Source organism: Pseudomonas sp. So3.2b, from assembly GCF_019464415.1.
Lineage (GTDB): Bacteria > Pseudomonadota > Gammaproteobacteria > Pseudomonadales > Pseudomonadaceae > Aquipseudomonas > Aquipseudomonas shahriarae.
Map to the genome: position 1 here is coordinate 375891 of NZ_CP080494.1, position 17066 is coordinate 392956.

8 protein-coding genes, 2 tRNA genes and 4 rRNA genes are annotated in these 17066 nt (G+C 55.8%); 9 read left to right on the plus strand and 5 right to left on the minus strand.

Annotated features, from left to right (window positions below; translation table 11 throughout):
* Window positions 1-304: 304 nt before the first annotated feature.
* The 5 genes from K1X80_RS01745 to K1X80_RS01765 all read right to left on the minus strand — a co-directional run bounded on the left by K1X80_RS01745 (window position 305) and on the right by K1X80_RS01765 (window position 6221).
* Window positions 305-1798, minus strand: coding sequence for an acetyl-CoA hydrolase/transferase family protein (locus tag K1X80_RS01745; protein WP_057957921.1), 1494 nt, complete (start codon window positions 1796-1798; stop codon window positions 305-307).
* A 180-nt stretch (window positions 1799-1978) separates the two neighbouring features.
* Window positions 1979-3415 (minus strand): NAD(P)(+) transhydrogenase (Re/Si-specific) subunit beta, encoded by a 1437-nt coding sequence (locus K1X80_RS01750; protein WP_057957922.1) that lies wholly within the window; start codon window positions 3413-3415, stop codon window positions 1979-1981.
* Window positions 3415-3735 carry an NAD(P) transhydrogenase subunit alpha gene (locus K1X80_RS01755; protein ID WP_003233786.1) on the minus strand — a complete coding sequence of 107 codons (321 nt, stop codon included), beginning with the start codon at window positions 3733-3735 and terminating at the stop codon, window positions 3415-3417. The genes K1X80_RS01750 and K1X80_RS01755 overlap by 1 nt, the downstream gene beginning before the upstream one ends.
* Before the next feature lie 15 nt (window positions 3736-3750).
* Window positions 3751-4872, minus strand: coding sequence for a Re/Si-specific NAD(P)(+) transhydrogenase subunit alpha (locus K1X80_RS01760; protein WP_057957923.1), 1122 nt, complete (start codon window positions 4870-4872; stop codon window positions 3751-3753).
* Between the two features lie 449 nt (window positions 4873-5321).
* Entirely contained in the window at window positions 5322-6221 is a 900-nt protein-coding gene (locus K1X80_RS01765; protein WP_057442148.1) for a LysR family transcriptional regulator, read from the minus strand.
* 157 nt (window positions 6222-6378) lie between these two features.
* Between K1X80_RS01765 and K1X80_RS01770 the strand changes: the two genes are divergently transcribed.
* The 9 genes from K1X80_RS01770 (at window position 6379) to K1X80_RS01810 (ending at window position 17025) form a co-directional block, all read left to right on the plus strand.
* Complete coding sequence (locus K1X80_RS01770) at window positions 6379-7560, plus strand: acyl-CoA dehydrogenase (RefSeq protein WP_029290432.1); 1182 nt, start codon at window positions 6379-6381, stop codon at window positions 7558-7560.
* A gap of 13 nt (window positions 7561-7573) precedes the next feature.
* The gene (locus K1X80_RS01775) at window positions 7574-8794 is read left to right on the plus strand and encodes a CaiB/BaiF CoA-transferase family protein (protein WP_169960476.1); all 1221 of its coding nucleotides are present in this window, start codon (window positions 7574-7576) and stop codon (window positions 8792-8794) included.
* A gap of 631 nt (window positions 8795-9425) precedes the next feature.
* Window positions 9426-10962 (plus strand): 16S ribosomal RNA (locus K1X80_RS01780).
* 81 nt (window positions 10963-11043) lie between these two features.
* A tRNA-Ile gene (locus K1X80_RS01785) sits at window positions 11044-11120 on the plus strand.
* Window positions 11121-11150: 30 nt separating this feature from the next.
* Window positions 11151-11226: transfer RNA gene (locus tag K1X80_RS01790), tRNA-Ala, on the plus strand.
* Window positions 11227-11474: 248 nt separating this feature from the next.
* Window positions 11475-14368 (plus strand): 23S ribosomal RNA (locus K1X80_RS01795).
* Window positions 14369-14540: 172 nt separating this feature from the next.
* Window positions 14541-14656 (plus strand): 5S ribosomal RNA (gene rrf, locus K1X80_RS01800).
* 109 nt (window positions 14657-14765) lie between these two features.
* A 5S ribosomal RNA gene (rrf, locus tag K1X80_RS01805) occupies window positions 14766-14881 on the plus strand.
* Together the 16S, 23S and 5S rRNA genes with 2 tRNA genes alongside form the textbook arrangement of a ribosomal RNA operon.
* Before the next feature lie 263 nt (window positions 14882-15144).
* The gene (locus tag K1X80_RS01810; RefSeq protein WP_057441336.1) at window positions 15145-17025 is read left to right on the plus strand and encodes a methyl-accepting chemotaxis protein; all 1881 of its coding nucleotides are present in this window, start codon (window positions 15145-15147) and stop codon (window positions 17023-17025) included.
* The last annotated feature ends 41 nt before the right edge of the window (window positions 17026-17066 follow it).

Genomic DNA, 17066 nt, shown 5'->3' on the forward strand with positions numbered 1-17066 from the left:
CGCTTGTGGCGGGATTAGGTAGTGGTTTAACTGATGCCAATGATCCTCCTCCGGCGCAAGACTCTCTAGATACAGTTCACCTGTATTGTGAGGGGCCAGTTAACTGTTTATAGCGGCTGTACTGTACGGAAATGGGGCAACTGTACCTGTCGGCACTTATTTGGTGCGTTTTAGGCATTTTGGAGAGAGGGCGTAGGGTTTTTCGGTAGGAAATGACCGGTACAGTAGTACAGTTTTTTAAAAGATGCCGCGCTCAGTTCCGAGCGAATGCAACTGTGTTTGCATCCGCCCGGATCTGTATTGATCAACCTTTGAGCATGTGCCCGGTTTCTTCCAGGTTGATGTGCCAGCTCAAGGCTTCGCGCAGGATGTGCGGGGTATGCCCGCCGATGGCGCAGGCGGCGTTGAAGTAGTTATTGAGGGCGTCACGGTAGTCCGGGTGCACGCAGTTATCGATGATCACCCGTGCCCGCTCCCGTGGCGCCAGGCCACGCAGGTCAGCCAGGCCGATCTCGGTCACGAGGATATCGACGTCATGCTCGGTATGGTCGACATGGCTGACCATCGGCACCACGCTGGAAATCGCCCCGCCCTTGGCAATGGATTTGGTAACAAAGATCGCCAGGTGCGCGTTGCGGGCGAAATCCCCCGAGCCGCCAATGCCGTTCATCATCCGCGTGCCGCAGATGTGGGTGGAGTTGACGTTGCCGTAGATGTCGAACTCCAGCGCCGTGTTGATGCCGATTATGCCCAGGCGCCGCACCACTTCCGGGTGGTTGGAGATTTCCTGCGGGCGCAGCACCAGCTTGTCTTTGTAGCGCTCCAGGTTGCCGAACACGTCGGCATTGCGCCGCTCTGACAAGGTGATCGAACTGCCGGAGGCAAAGCTCAGCTTGCCGGCGTCAATCAGGTCGAAGGTCGAGTCCTGGAGGACTTCGGAGTACATAGTCAGGTCTTCGAACGGCGATTCGATCAGGCCGCACATCACCGCGTTGGCGATATTGCCGATACCGGCCTGCAGTGGGCCGAGCTTGTTGGTCATGCGCCCGGCGTCCACTTCCTGCTTGAGGAAGTTGATCAGGTGATTGGCGATCCACTGGGTGTCGCTGTCGGGCGGCGTGACCGTGGAGGCGGAATCGGCCTGGTTGGTGATGACGATGGCGACGATCTTCTCTGGCGGGATCGGGATCGCGGTGCTGCCGATGCGATCATCCACCTTGACCAGCGGGATCGGGGTGCGGGTCGGGCGGTAGGTCGGGATATAGATGTCGTGCAGGCCTTCGAGGTTCGGATTGTGCGCCAGGTTGATCTCGATGATCACCTGCTTGGCAAAAATCGCGAAACTGGCCGAGTTGCCCACGGAGGTGGTGGGCACGATATGGCCTTGCTCGGTGATGGCCACGGCTTCAATCACTGCGATGTCCGGCAGCTTGAGCTGGTTGTTACGCAGTTGTTCGACGGTTTCCGACAGATGCTGGTCGATAAACATTACTTCGCCGGCATTGATCGCCTTGCGCAGCGTGCTATCGACCTGGAACGGCATGCGGCGCGACAGCACGCCGGCTTCGGTAAGTTGCTTGTCCAGGTCGTTGCCCAGGCTGGCGCCGGTCATCAGGGTGATTTTCAGGGGCGAGGTCTTGGCGCGTTCTGCCAGGGCGTGGGGCACAGCCTTGGCTTCACCGGCGCGGGTAAAGCCGCTCATGCCGACGGTCATACCGTCCTCGATCAGGGCGGCAGCATCGGCGGCGCTCATGACCTTGTTCAACAGCGAAGGCAAGCGAATACGATCACGGTACATGGATTGTTATCTCGGGCAACGGAGGCAAGGTGGGCAGTCTAGTGATTTCAAAGGCGTTCGTCCCGCTACCATGGTCGAATGCCAGGTGGCGATTTAGAGCCTTTGGTCGGGTTTTTCCCGTTAATAAAAAACCCCAGCCTACGGGAGGCCGGGGTTTTGGGTATTGCGCTGGAGCAGTGTTTATTCGACAGCCTTGACCATGTCTTCAATGACCTTCTTCGCGTCGCCGAAGACCATCATGGTCTTGTCCAGGTAGAACAGTTCGTTATCCAGGCCGGCATAACCACTGGCCATCGAGCGCTTGTTGACGATGATCGTCTTGGCCTTGAAGGCTTCGAGAATCGGCATGCCGGCGATCGGCGATTTCGGATCGTTCTTGGCGGCCGGGTTGACCACGTCGTTGGCGCCGAGCACCAGCACCACGTCGGCCTGGCCGAACTCGGAGTTGATGTCTTCCATCTCGAACACCTGGTCATACGGCACTTCGGCCTCGGCCAGCAGCACGTTCATGTGACCAGGCATGCGCCCGGCGACCGGGTGGATCGCGTATTTCACGGTGACGCCGCGATGGGTCAGCTTCTCGGTCAGTTCTTTAAGTGCATGCTGCGCCCGCGCTACCGCCAGGCCATAGCCTGGGACGATGATCACGGTGTCGGCGTTGGTCAGCAGGAAGGTGGCGTCGTCAGCCGAACCGGACTTCACCGGGCGCGCCTCTTTCGAACCGGCCGGCCCTGCCGCATCCGGCGTATTGCCGAAACCGCCGAGCAGCACGTTGAAGAACGAGCGGTTCATCGCCTTGCACATGATGTACGAGAGGATCGCGCCGCTCGAACCTACCAGGGAGCCGGCAATGATCAGCATCGAATTGTTCAGCGAGAAGCCGATACCCGCCGCAGCCCAGCCGGAGTAGCTGTTGAGCATCGACACGACTACCGGCATATCCGCGCCGCCAATCGGAATGATGATCAGCACGCCCAGCACGAAGGCCAGGGCCAGCATCAGGGCAAAGGCGCTGAGGTTGCCGGTGAACATAAACACCAGGCCCAGACCCAGGGTGGTCAGGCCCAACACCAGGTTCAATTTATGCTGGCCACCGAACTGTACCGGTGCGCCCTGGAACAGACGGAACTTGTACTTGCCCGACAGCTTGCCGAAGGCAATCACCGAACCGGAGAAGGTAATGGCACCGATAGCGGCACCGAGGAACAGCTCCAGGCGGTTGCCCGCAGGAATCGCATCGCCCAGTTGCTTGACGATCCCCAGGGATTGCGGCTCGACCACTGCGGCGATCGCAATAAACACCGCTGCCAGGCCGATCATGCTGTGCATGAAGGCGACCAGTTCCGGCATCTTGGTCATTTCTACGCGCTTGGCCATGATCGAGCCGGCGGTACCGCCGACCAGCAGGCCGACAATCACGTAGCCGATGCCGGCAGTGGCAAGTTCTGCACCGAGCTTATAGATGAGGCCAACGGTGGTGAGTACCGCCAGCGCCATGCCCAGCATGCCGAACAGGTTGCCGCGTCGGGACGTGGTTGGGTGCGACAGGCCTTTGAGGGCCTGGATGAAGCAGATCGACGCGATCAGGTAGAGCGTCGTGACGAGGTTCATGCTCATTACTTCTGCACCTCTTCTTTAGCCTTGGGCGCTTTCTTCTTGAACATCTCAAGCATCCTACGGGTAACCAGGAAACCGCCGAACACGTTAACGGCAGCCAGGGCCACGGCCAGGGTGCCCATGGTCTTGCCCAGTGGCGTGACGGTGAGTGCGGCGGCGAGCATCGCGCCGACGATCACAATCGCCGAGATCGCATTGGTCACGGCCATCAACGGCGTATGCAGCGCGGGGGTGACGTTCCAGACCACGTGGTAACCGACATAAATCGCCAGCACGAAGATGATCAGGTTGTAGATACCGGGGGAGATAAGCTCTTCCATCGTCTGAATCCCTGCTTAGGCGTTTTTGCGGATGACTTGGCCGTCGCGGCACATCAGGCACGCGGCGACGATGTCGTCTTCGAGGTTGATTTCAAACTGCCCTTCCTTGGTGAAGACCAGCTTCAGGAAGTCCAGCAGGTTGCGCGCATAAAGGGCTGAAGCGTCGGCAGCGACGGCACCGGCAAGGTTGGTCGGGCCGCAAATGGTCACGCCGTTCTCCACCACCACCTGGTCGGCGACGGTCAGTGGGCAGTTGCCACCTTGGGCGGCGGCCAGGTCGATCACCACGGAGCCTGGCTTCATCTGGGCGACGGTTTCGGCGCTCAGCAACGTCGGGGCCTTGCGACCCGGGATCAGGGCGGTGGTGATGACGATGTCGGCTTGCTTGGCGCGCTCATGCACGGCCAGGGCCTGACGCTGCATCCAACTGGTGGGCATGGGGCGTGCGTAGCCGCCGACACCGACGGCGCATTCGCGCTCTTCATCGGTCTCGTAGGGCACGTCGACGAACTTGGCGCCGAGGGATTCGATCTGTTCCTTCACGGCCGGACGGACGTCGGACGCTTCGATGACGGCACCCAGGCGTTTCGCCGTAGCGATGGCCTGCAGGCCGGCCACACCAGCACCGAGGATCAGCACACGGGCGGCTTTCACCGTACCGGCGGCAGTCATCAGCATCGGCATGAAGCGCGGGTAGTGATGGGCCGCGAGCAACACCGCCTTGTAGCCGGCAATGTTGGCCTGGGACGACAGCACATCCAGGCTCTGCGCACGGGAGGTGCGCGGGGCGGCCTCCAGGGCGAAGGCAGTGATGCCATGTTCGGCCAGGCGGGTGATGGTTTCGTTGCTGAACGGATTGAGCATGCCCACCAACACGGTGCCGCTTTTAATCAGCGTCAGTTCGCTGTCGCTGGGGGCGACCACCTTGAGAATCAGCTCGGCGCCAAACGCGTCGCTGGCACTGCCAATGGTTGCGCCTGCCGCTTCATAGGCACTGTCGACGACGCTGGCATTGATGCCTGCGCCGCTTTGTACAGTGACCTTATGGCCCTGGCCGATCAGCTTCTTGATGGTTTCCGGGGTTGCAGCAACCCGCGTTTCACCGGTCTGGGTTTCGAGAGGAACACCAATGTGCACGTCAAATCTCCTGCATGATCTTTTTGCTTTTGATTTTTGTAAAAAGGCCAGTGCACCGCGAGTGGCGCAACTGGGGCGGCCGATCAGCACGACCCCGCTGAAATGACAGCAGGGCGCGGCATTTTGCAGGCGAACTTTACGGCCTTCAAGGGATTATGACGGGTGACGAAAAATTAACTACAAGTCACCCTGTGACTGATTGTCGCAACGTGCCGAAATAACCTCTTTGAATACAGGTGTTTAAAGGCTTCGGGCGAAAAAAGACAATTTTTGCAATTGTCGTCATGAATAGCGGGTCATGGGGGGTGAATAACCCCTGTAGCGCTGATAGCTATTGGCTTTCAGGTCATTTTTGCATTGATCGGTACAGTCTGTCTAAAAGCGACATATATTTATATCTGTAGTGCTACAAATTATCTGACTACAAGGTCAGTAAATATCACGGGCGTCTAGAACTGGTGGCTGTAGCGTTGTGCCTGATCAACCAGCCAGTCTCGAAAGGCGCGCAGCGACGCGGATTCGACCTTTCTCTCGGGAATCATCAAGTAATAAGCCTTGCTGCTGGTCAGCGCCTGCGGGTTGGCGATCACCAATTGCTTCTCGCCCAGTTCGCGTTGAATAAGGAACGGTGGGATCAGCGCAATGCCCATGTCATGCATGGCCGCCTGGGACAGCATGGAGAATAGTTCGTAACGCGGGCCTGTCATGTCCCGGGGGATATTCAGTTGCTGGGCGTTGAACCACTGGCGCCAGGCGTAGGGCCGTGTGGTTTGCTGTAGCAGCGGCAGTTCGGCGATTTCCTCTGCGCTGAAGTGCGAGCGGTTCTCCAGCAATCGCGGGCTACAAACGGGAACCGGGTTTTCGCCCATCAGTCGGTGGGATTCGGTCCCGGACCAGTCGGCATCGCCGAAATAGACCGCGGCATCGAATTGCGTATCGGCAAACAGGAATGGGCGGGTGCGGTTGGTCAGGTTCACCGTGACTTCGGGGTGTTGCTGCTGGAAGTCCTTGAGGCGCGGGATCAGCCACTGCGTGCCGAACGTGGGCACTACTGCCAGCTCGATGACATTGGCGCCCTGCTGGCCCATCACTGAGAGAGTGTCGCGCTCCACGGCATCTAGTTGCGTCGCGACCCGCCGGCTATAGGAAAGCCCGGCTTCCGTGAGCTTTACACCACGTCGCGAGCGTCGAAACAGTTCGACACTCAAAAACTCCTCGAGGCTGGCGATCTGTCGGCAGATTGCGCCCTGGGTAATGGATAGCTCCTGCGCGGCCTTGGTAAAGCTCTCGTGGCGGGCTGCCGCTTCAAAACTGACCAGGGCCGTGGTGCTGGGGATCTTCCTGCGCATGTACCGTCGCCTCACTAATAAAGAGCAGTTTTGCCCTTTTCAATCATTACGAAGTGAGAAATTAGCACAAGCCTATGCAAAAACCTCGTTTGCCCTCCTCGCCTGTCCGGCCTAGGCTCCATGCACGACTTTTGATTTACTTCGCGAGGACTCACTCATGGGCGGTAAGGCAAGCTTCAACTGGATCGATCCACTGCTGCTGGATCAACAGCTCACAGAAGAAGAGCGCATGGTGCGCGACAGCGCTGAGCAATTTGCCCAGGACAAGCTGGCACCGCGTGTGCTGGAAGCCTTCCGTCATGAAAAGACCGATCCTGCAATTTTCCGTGAAATGGGCGAGACCGGCCTGCTCGGCGCGATGATCCCCGAGCAGTACGGTGGCAGTGGCTTGAACTACGTCAGCTACGGCTTGATTGCCCGTGAAGTGGAGCGTGTCGACTCCGGCTACCGCTCGATGATGAGCGTGCAGTCGTCCCTCGTCATGGTGCCGATCAATGAGTTCGGTACTGAGGCGCAAAAACAGAAGTACCTGCCCAAGCTGGCCTCGGGTGAGTGGATTGGTTGTTTCGGCCTGACCGAGCCCAACCACGGTTCGGACCCGGGCGCGATGATTACCCGTGCGCGCAAGGTGGATGGCGGCTACAGCCTTACCGGCAGCAAGATGTGGATCACCAACAGCCCGATTGCCGATGTGTTTGTGGTCTGGGGCAAGGACGACGCCGGCGATATCCGTGGTTTTGTCCTGGAGAAGGGCTGGAAAGGCCTGAGTGCCCCGGCGATTCACGGCAAGGTCGGCCTGCGCGCTTCGATCACCGGCGAAATCGTCATGGATAACGTGTTCGTTCCCGAAGAAAACATCTTCCCCGATGTGCGCGGCTTGAAAGGGCCGTTCACCTGCTTGAACTCGGCGCGCTACGGCATCTCCTGGGGCGCGTTGGGGGCAGCGGAGTTCTGCTGGCACACGGCGCGCCAGTACACCCTTGATCGCCAGCAGTTCGGGCGTCCATTGGCTGCCACACAATTGATCCAGAAAAAGCTCGCTGATATGCAGACCGAGATCACTCTCGCCCTGCAGGGTTGCCTGCGTCTGGGGCGGATGAAGGATGAAGGAACGGCGGCGGTGGAGATCACTTCGATCATGAAGCGTAACTCCTGCGGCAAATCCCTGGATATCGCCCGTATGGCTCGTGACATGCTGGGTGGCAACGGTATCTCCGATGAGTTCGGGATCGCCCGGCACCTGGTCAACCTGGAAGTGGTGAATACCTACGAAGGCACGCATGACGTCCATGCGCTGATCCTCGGACGTGCACAGACTGGTATCCAGGCGTTCTATTAATAGGAGTGTGACCATGGGCGCGCTATCGCATCTGCGGGTACTGGATTTGTCACGGGTGCTGGCAGGGCCCTGGGCCGGGCAGATTCTTGCGGATCTCGGGGCCGAGGTGATCAAGGTCGAGCGACCTGGCAGTGGCGACGATACGCGCGCCTGGGGGCCGCCGTTCCTTAAGGACGCTTATGGTGAGAACACCACTGAGGCGTCCTACTACTTATCGGCCAACCGTAATAAGGAGTCGGTGACTATCGACTTCACCCGACCGGAGGGGCAGAAGCTGGTCCGGGACCTCGCGGCGAAGTCGGATATCTTGATCGAGAATTTCAAGGTTGGCGGTTTGGCGGCGTATGGCCTGGACTATGAGTCGCTCAAGGAGCTCAACCCGGAGCTGATCTACTGCTCTATCACAGGGTTTGGCCAGACCGGGCCGTATGCGGCGCGCGCGGGCTATGACTTTATGATCCAGGGGTTGGGCGGGCTGATGAGTCTGACGGGGCGTCCCGAGGGTGATGAGGGCGAAGGTCCGGTCAAGGTGGGTGTGGCACTGACTGACATTTTGACCGGGCTCTACTCTACGGTGGCGATTCTGGCGGCTTTGGCGCACCGCGACCATGATGGTGGCGGCCAGCATATTGATATGGCGTTGCTGGATGTCCAGGTGGCTTGCCTGGCTAATCAGGCGATGAATTACCTGACGACGGGTGTATCGCCCAAGCGGCTGGGCAATGCACATCCGAATATCGTGCCGTATCAGGACTTTCCCACCGCTGACGGCGATTTCATCCTGACCGTGGGTAACGACAGTCAGTTTCGCAAGTTTGCCCAGGTTGCCGGGCAGCCACAGTGGGCTGATGATCCGCGGTTTGCTACTAATAAGCTGCGGGTGGCCAATCGGGCGGTGCTCATTCCATTGATTCGCCAGGCCACAGTGTTCAAGACCACCGCCGAGTGGGTGAGCCAGCTGGAGCAGGTCGGTGTGCCCTGTGGGCCGATCAATGATCTGGCGCAGGTGTTTGCCGATCCTCAAGTGCAGGCGCGCGGGTTGGCTATCGAGTTGCCGCATCCGCTGGCAGGCAAGGTGCCGCAGGTGGGGAGCCCTATGCGGCTGTCCAAGACGCCGGTGGAGTATCGCAGTGCGCCGCCTCTGCTGGGCGAACATACGGCTCAGGTGCTAAGCCAGGTGCTGGGATTGGGGGCGGCCCATGTGGCGGCTTTAAAGGAAGCGGGGGTCATTTGAGGTGTTTCTTCTATATAGAGGGGGTTTCTATATAGAAAGGCTGGTTGTTTTTTAAACGATCGTAACTAATTGATAGAAAAGCAAAATTAAGGGTTGACGGCAGATTCTGGAAGTCTATAATTCGCCCCACTTCCGGCGCAGTCGAAACGGAAAACTCCTTGGTAAACAAAGAGTTACGCAGAATTCGACAGCGAGTTGCTTCAGTTCATCGAAGCCCAGAAGGAGTTGGTAGAGCAGTGTTGTTTGGCTCTATTAACGTTTCGATCCTCTCGGTCGAAAGCGGAGAAAAAGAGGTGTTGACAGCAGCGTGTAACGCTGTAGAATTCGCCTCCCGCTAACGAGAGATCGGAAGCGCAAGTGGTTGAAGTTGTTGAGGAAATCCTCGAAAACTTCTGAAAATAATCACTTGACAGCAAATGAGGCTGCTGTAGAATGCGCGCCTCGGTTGAGACGAAAGATCTTAACCAACCGCTCTTTAACAACTGAATCAAGCAATTCGTGTGGGTGCTTGTGGAGTCAGACTGATAGTCAACAAGATTATCAGCATCACAAGTTACTCCGCGAGAAATCAAAGATGTAACCAACGATTGCTGAGCCAAGTTTAGGGTTTCTTAAAAACCCAAAGATGTTTGAACTGAAGAGTTTGATCATGGCTCAGATTGAACGCTGGCGGCAGGCCTAACACATGCAAGTCGAGCGGTAGAGAGAAGCTTGCTTCTCTTGAGAGCGGCGGACGGGTGAGTAATGCCTAGGAATCTGCCTGGTAGTGGGGGATAACGTTCGGAAACGGACGCTAATACCGCATACGTCCTACGGGAGAAAGCAGGGGACCTTCGGGCCTTGCGCTATCAGATGAGCCTAGGTCGGATTAGCTAGTTGGTGGGGTAATGGCTCACCAAGGCGACGATCCGTAACTGGTCTGAGAGGATGATCAGTCACACTGGAACTGAGACACGGTCCAGACTCCTACGGGAGGCAGCAGTGGGGAATATTGGACAATGGGCGAAAGCCTGATCCAGCCATGCCGCGTGTGTGAAGAAGGTCTTCGGATTGTAAAGCACTTTAAGTTGGGAGGAAGGGTTGTAGATTAATACTCTGCAATTTTGACGTTACCGACAGAATAAGCACCGGCTAACTCTGTGCCAGCAGCCGCGGTAATACAGAGGGTGCAAGCGTTAATCGGAATTACTGGGCGTAAAGCGCGCGTAGGTGGTTAGTTAAGTTGGATGTGAAATCCCCGGGCTCAACCTGGGAACTGCATTCAAAACTGACTGACTAGAGTATGGTAGAGGGTGGTGGAATTTCCTGTGTAGCGGTGAAATGCGTAGATATAGGAAGGAACACCAGTGGCGAAGGCGACCACCTGGACTGATACTGACACTGAGGTGCGAAAGCGTGGGGAGCAAACAGGATTAGATACCCTGGTAGTCCACGCCGTAAACGATGTCAACTAGCCGTTGGGAGCCTTGAGCTCTTAGTGGCGCAGCTAACGCATTAAGTTGACCGCCTGGGGAGTACGGCCGCAAGGTTAAAACTCAAATGAATTGACGGGGGCCCGCACAAGCGGTGGAGCATGTGGTTTAATTCGAAGCAACGCGAAGAACCTTACCAGGCCTTGACATCCAATGAACTTTCTAGAGATAGATTGGTGCCTTCGGGAACATTGAGACAGGTGCTGCATGGCTGTCGTCAGCTCGTGTCGTGAGATGTTGGGTTAAGTCCCGTAACGAGCGCAACCCTTGTCCTTAGTTACCAGCACGTAATGGTGGGCACTCTAAGGAGACTGCCGGTGACAAACCGGAGGAAGGTGGGGATGACGTCAAGTCATCATGGCCCTTACGGCCTGGGCTACACACGTGCTACAATGGTCGGTACAGAGGGTTGCCAAGCCGCGAGGTGGAGCTAATCCCACAAAACCGATCGTAGTCCGGATCGCAGTCTGCAACTCGACTGCGTGAAGTCGGAATCGCTAGTAATCGCGAATCAGAATGTCGCGGTGAATACGTTCCCGGGCCTTGTACACACCGCCCGTCACACCATGGGAGTGGGTTGCACCAGAAGTAGCTAGTCTAACCTTCGGGAGGACGGTTACCACGGTGTGATTCATGACTGGGGTGAAGTCGTAACAAGGTAGCCGTAGGGGAACCTGCGGCTGGATCACCTCCTTAATCGACGACATCAGCTGCTCCATAAGTTCCCACACGAATTGCTTGATTCATTGAAGAAGACGAAAGAAGCAGCCCGAAATTGGGTCTGTAGCTCAGTTGGTTAGAGCGCACCCCTGATAAGGGTGAGGTCGGCAGTTCGAATCTGCCCAGACCCACCAATTTTGTGTGGGAAACGCCTGTAGAAATACGGGGCCATAGCTCAGCTGGGAGAGCGCCTGCCTTGCACGCAGGAGGTCAACGGTTCGATCCCGTTTGGCTCCACCACTACTGCTTCTGTCTGTATAAAGCTTAGAAATGAGCATTCCATCAATGCGATGGTGAATGTTGATTTCTAGTCTTTGACTAGTTCGTTCTTTAAAAATTTGGGTATGTGATAGAAAGATAGACTGAACGTTACTTTCACTGGTAACGGATCAGGCTAAGGTAAAATTTGTGAGTTACTCAAATTGAGTATTATCGAATTTTCGGCGAATGTCGTCTTCACAGTATAACCAGATTGCTTGGGGTTATATGGTCAAGTGAAGAAGCGCATACGGTGGATGCCTTGGCAGTCAGAGGCGATGAAAGACGTGGTAGCCTGCGAAAAGCTTCGGGGAGTCGGCAAACAGACTTTGATCCGGAGATGTCTGAATGGGGGAACCCAGCCATCATAAGATGGTTATCTTAAGCTGAATACATAGGCTTAAGAGGCGAACCAGGGGAACTGAAACATCTAAGTACCCTGAGGAAAAGAAATCAACCGAGATTCCCTTAGTAGTGGCGAGCGAACGGGGACTAGCCCTTAAGTGGCTTTGAGATTAGCGGAACGCTCTGGAAAGTGCGGCCATAGTGGGTGATAGCCCTGTACGCGAAAATCTCTTAGTCATGAAATCGAGTAGGACGGAGCACGAGAAACTTTGTCTGAATATGGGGGGACCATCCTCCAAGGCTAAATACTACTGACTGACCGATAGTGAACTAGTACCGTGAGGGAAAGGCGAAAAGAACCCCGGAGAGGGGAGTGAAATAGATCCTGAAACCGTATGCGTACAAGCAGTGGGAGCCCACTTTGTTGGGTGACTGCGTACCTTTTGTATAATGGGTCAGCGACTTATTTTCAGTGGCGAGCTTAACCGAATAGGGGAGGCGTAGCGAAAGCGAGTCTTAATAGGGCGTCTAGTCGCTGGGAATAGACCCGAAACCGGGCGATCTATCCATGGGCAGGTTGAAGGTTGGGTAACACTAACTGGAGGACCGAACCGACTACCGTTGAAAAGTTAGCGGATGACCTGTGGATCGGAGTGAAAGGCTAATCAAGCTCGGAGATAGCTGGTTCTCCTCGAAAGCTATTTAGGTAGCGCCTCATGTATCACTGTAGGGGGTAGAGCACTGTTTCGGCTAGGGGGTCATCCCGACTTACCAAACCGATGCAAACTCCGAATACCTACAAGTGCCGAGCATGGGAGACACACGGCGGGTGCTAACGTCCGTCGTGAAAAGGGAAACAACCCAGACCGTCAGCTAAGGTCCCAAAGTTATGGTTAAGTGGGAAACGATGTGGGAAGGCTTAGACAGCTAGGAGGTTGGCTTAGAAGCAGCCACCCTTTAAAGAAAGCGTAATAGCTCACTAGTCGAGTCGGCCTGCGCGGAAGATGTAACGGGGCTCAAACCATACACCGAAGCTACGGGTATCATCTTCGGATGATGCGGTAGAGGAGCGTTCTGTAAGCCTGTGAAGGTGAGTTGAGAAGCTTGCTGGAGGTATCAGAAGTGCGAATGCTGACATGAGTAACGACAATGGGTGTGAAAAACACCCACGCCGAAAGACCAAGGTTTCCTGCGCAACGTTAATCGACGCAGGGTTAGTCGGTCCCTAAGGCGAGGCTGAAAAGCGTAGTCGATGGAAAACAGGTTAATATTCCTGTACTTCTGGTTATTGCGATGGAGGGACGGAGAAGGCTAGGCCAGCTTGGCGTTGGTTGTCCAAGTTTAAGGTGGTAGGCTGGAATCTTAGGTAAATCCGGGATTCTAAGGCCGAGAGCTGATGACGAGTCATCTTTTAGATGACGAAGTGGTTGATGCCATGCTTCCAAGAAAAGCTTCTAAGCTTCAGGTAACCAGGAACCGTACCCCAAACCGACACAGGTGGTTGGGTAGAGAATACCAAGGCGCTTGAGAGAACTCGGGTGAAGGAACTAGGCAAAATGGCACCGTAACTTCGGGAGAAGGTGCGCCGGTGAGGGTGAAGGACTTGCTCCGTAAGCTCATGCCGGTCGAAGATACCAGGCCGCTGCGACTGTTTATTAAAAACACAGCACTCTGCAAACACGAAAGTGGACGTATAGGGTGTGACGCCTGCCCGGTGCCGGAAGGTTAATTGATGGGGTTAGCTAACGCGAAGCTCTTGATCGAAGCCCCGGTAAACGGCGGCCGTAACTATAACGGTCCTAAGGTAGCGAAATTCCTTGTCGGGTAAGTTCCGACCTGCACGAATGGCGTAACGATGGCGGCGCTGTCTCCACCCGAGACTCAGTGAAATTGAAATCGCTGTGAAGATGCAGTGTATCCGCGGCTAGACGGAAAGACCCCGTGAACCTTTACTATAGCTTTGCACTGGACTTTGAATTTGCTTGTGTAGGATAGGTGGGAGGCTTTGAAGCGTGGACGCCAGTTCGCGTGGAGCCAACCTTGAAATACCACCCTGGCAACTTTGAGGTTCTAACTCAGGTCCGTTATCCGGATCGAGGACAGTGTATGGTGGGTAGTTTGACTGGGGCGGTCTCCTCCTAAAGAGTAACGGAGGAGTACGAAGGTGCGCTCAGACCGGTCGGAAATCGGTCGTAGAGTATAAAGGCAAAAGCGCGCTTGACTGCGAGACAGACACGTCGAGCAGGTACGAAAGTAGGTCTTAGTGATCCGGTGGTTCTGTATGGAAGGGCCATCGCTCAACGGATAAAAGGTACTCCGGGGATAACAGGCTGATACCGCCCAAGAGTTCATATCGACGGCGGTGTTTGGCACCTCGATGTCGGCTCATCACATCCTGGGGCTGAAGCCGGTCCCAAGGGTATGGCTGTTCGCCATTTAAAGTGGTACGCGAGCTGGGTTTAGAACGTCGTGAGACAGTTCGGTCCCTATCTGCCGTGGACGTTTGAGATTTGAGAGGGGCTGCTCCTAGTACGAGAGGACCGGAGTGGACGAACCTCTGGTGTTCCGGTTGTCACGCCAGTGGCATTGCCGGGTAGCTATGTTCGGAATAGATAACCGCTGAAAGCATCTAAGCGGGAAACTAGCCTCAAGATGAGATCTCACTGGAACCTTGAGTTCCCTGAAGGGCCGTCGAAGACTACGACGTTGATAGGTTGGGTGTGTAAGCGCTGTGAGGCGTTGAGCTAACCAATACTAATTGCCCGTGAGGCTTGACCATATAACACCCAAGCAATTTGACTACTCTTGACTTGGAAACAAGCAAAAGCATCAGATTGCGGTGTGTGAAGACGAAATGAACCGAAAGTTCGAATCTCACAAAACACCGAAAGCTATCACATACCCAATTTGCTGAAGCGAGACCATTTGGTCACGACTCAGTACCCGAATTTCTTGACGACCATAGAGCATTGGAACCACCTGATCCCATCCCGAACTCAGTAGTGAAACGATGCATCGCCGATGGTAGTGTGGGGTTTCCCCATGTGAGAGTAGGTCATCGTCAAGATTAAATTCCAAAACCCCTGTTTGCTAACGCAAACAGGGGTTTTGTTTATGTAGAAGTCCATGAATTTCACCGGACCGTTGCTAGTGCAACGCTCTGGTACACAGAATTTCTTGACGACCATAGAGCATTGGAACCACCTGATCCCATCCCGAACTCAGCAGTGAAACGATGCATCGCCGATGGTAGTGTGGGGTTTCCCCATGTGAGAGTAGGTCATCGTCAAGATCAAATTCCGAAACCCCCGTCTGTTAACGCAGACGGGGGTTTTGTCGTTTTGGGGGCTTATGTGTCCTCTGCTGACCGCCTGTCAGTTTCCTGCATAAAAAGAAGATGTATCCCACAAATTCCTAAGATTTATCCAACCTTGGCCGAAAGCCTGATGAGCCATGCGTGCACCGAAATAGAGCGGTCGTAGAGTCCGCCTATACCGTACATGGAACGTTGCATTCGGCACGCTCACCCCCTTTTGGCAAAAAGAAGTCGATGAAATGAATCTCAAGTTCAGTCATAAAATTCTGTTGGCCGCGTCAGGCGTTGTGGTTTTGGCCTTCGCGCTGTTTACGTTGTACAACGACTACCTGCAGCGCAACACCATCAGGCAAAATCTGGAGTCATCTATTGAGCAGTCGGGTGACCTGACTGCCAGCAGTGTGCAGAACTGGCTCAGTGGCCGGATACTGGTCCTGGAGAATCTCGCGCAGAACGTTGCTCATCAAGGCGCCAACGCCGACCTCCCCGGCCTGGTTGATCAACCGGCGTTCACCTCGAACTTCCAGTTCACCTACGTTGGCTCAACCAACGGTGTCTTCACTCAGCGTCCTGACGCGAAAATGCCTGAAGGCTACGATCCGCGTCAGCGCCCGTGGTACAAGCAAGCGGTCGCTGCCGACAAACCCATGCTGACGCCGCCTTATATGGCCGCCGTCGGTGGTTTGATCGTCACCATCGCGATGCCGGTCAAGAAAAATGGTGAGCTGCTGGGTGTAGTGGGTGGTGACTTGAGCCTGCAAACCCTGGTGAAAATCATCAACTCGGTGGACTTCGGCGGGATTGGCCACGCGTTCCTGGTCAGCGGCGATGGGCAGGTAATCGTCAGCCCTGACCAAGAGCAGGTAATGAAAAACCTCAAGGATATCTATCCAGGCAGCGGTGTCCGGATTGAGAAGGTTAATCAGGATGTCGTCCTCAATGGTCAGGACCGCATCCTGTCCTTCACCCCGATCAGCGGCTTGCCGGGTGCAGATTGGTACATAGGCCTGTCGATCGACAAAGACAAAGCCTACGCCCCCCTGGGTAAATTCCGCACCTCCGCTTTGATCGCGATGTTTATTGCCGTCACAGCGATTGCCGTGTTGCTGAGCCTGTTGATCCAGGTGCTGATGCGCCCACTGACCACCATGGGCCGCGCGATGCAGGACATTGCTCAAGGCGAGGGTGACCTGACCCGCCGCCTGGTCGTGGAAAGCAAAGATGAATTCGGCGAGCTGGGTAGTGCGTTCAACCAGTTTGTCGAGCGTATCCATGCCTCGATCAGCGAAGTGTCCTCGGCGACCAGGCATGTACACGATCTTTCCCAGCGCGTGATGGCATCGTCCAACGCCTCGATCATCGGCTCCGACGAACAGAGCGCCCGTACCAACAGCGTTGCTGCGGCCATTAACGAACTGGGTGCCGCCACCCAGGAAATCGCCCGTAACGCCGCTGACGCCTCGCAACACGCCAGTGGCGCCAGCGAGCAAGCCGATGACGGTCGCCAGGTGGTAGAGAAAACCATCCTGGCGATGTCCGAGCTGTCGCAGAAGATCAGCTTGTCCTGCACGCAGATCGAAACCTTGAATGCCAGTACCGACAACATTGGCCACATTCTTGATGTGATCAAAGGCATCTCTCAGCAAACCAACCTGCTGGCCCTCAATGCCGCCATTGAAGCGGCCCGTGCCGGTGAAGCCGGCCGTGGCTTTGCCGTGGTCGCCGACGAGGTGCGCAACCTGGCTCACCGTACCCAGGAATCGGCGGAGGAGATCCACAAGATGATCACCTCGTTGCAGATCGGTTCACGCGAAGCGGTCACCACAATGAACGCCAGTCAGGTGTCCAGCGAAGAAAGTGTCGAGGTTGCCAACCAGGCCGGTGAGCGCTTGATCAGCGTGACCCAGCGAATCGTCGAGATTGATGGCATGAACCAATCGGTGGCGGCAGCCACTGAGGAACAGACTGCCGTGGTGGAAACCCTCAATGTTGATATCAACCAGATCAACCTGCTGAACCAGCAAGGTGTGGCCAACCTCAATGAGACCTTGAAAGACTGTGACGCGCTGTCACAACAAGCCAATCGCTTGAAGCAGTTGGTCGACAGTTTCAAGATCTGATCACCACGGGGTAAATATGGCGCAGTGCAGCAGTGCACTGC